General features: G+C 64.1%; 1 protein-coding gene. It reads left to right on the forward strand.

The genetic code is table 11. From position 1 onward, the window contains the following. The first annotated feature begins 148 nt into the window (after window positions 1–148). Window positions 149–646, forward strand: a complete 498-nt coding sequence (locus ABD287_RS18415) for a DinB family protein (protein WP_344174810.1) — start codon at window positions 149–151, stop codon at window positions 644–646. Window positions 647–764 lie beyond the last annotated feature (118 nt).

The raw sequence follows: 764 nt of genomic DNA on the forward strand, positions 1-764 counted from the left end.
GACAAGGTCGTGGGCAGCCGCGAAAGAGAGCGTCCAACCCGGGCACCTAAACCGAGCCTGGCCGGGCGCCGGTCCTGGGTCAATGAAACAAGTAGCCGCCGGCAGCGCGGCTGTGGGTGCTGGCCGGAAGTCATGCGACGATGGCTCGATGACAAATCCAGACGTAGCCTCGATCTACTCGGCTCGGTTCGAGGATCAGGTGACGGCGTTCATCGAGCAACATCGGGAGATGCTGCTGTCGTACCTCGACGGGCTTACCGAGGTCGAGGCCCGCAGCCGGCTCGTCCCGTCCAAGACCACCCTGCTGGGCCTCATCAAGCACGCGGCCTTCGTGGAGGGGGTGTGGTTCGGCGAGGCGGCGACCGGCCAGACTCGCGAAGAGCTGGGCCTGGTACAGACGCCGGATGAGTCTTTCGAACTCACCAACGACGACACCATCGAGTCAGTCTGTACCGCCTACCGGGAAGCAGTAGACCTGTCGCGGGTCGCCGTCGCCGGACGTACTGGAGATGACATCTTTCCCGGCAACCGCCGGGGACCGCTGCCCCTGCGCTGGATCTACCTACACGTGCTCCGCGAGCTGGCCCAACACTGCGGACATGCCGAAATCCTCCGCGAGCAGGTAGTCGCACGCCGTACGAGGTAGTCCACAAAGCGCACTCATTTGGCTCCCTTCTGTGTCAAGCGGCTAGCCGTTGTGGTGTTTTAGGGTTGGTGGTGGCGGGTCCGGGGTGTGGCTTGTCCGAAGTGCCGGTGTGGGGTTG

It is taken from the genome of Pilimelia columellifera subsp. columellifera (assembly GCF_039532605.1).
GTDB lineage: Bacteria > Actinomycetota > Actinomycetes > Mycobacteriales > Micromonosporaceae > Pilimelia > Pilimelia columellifera.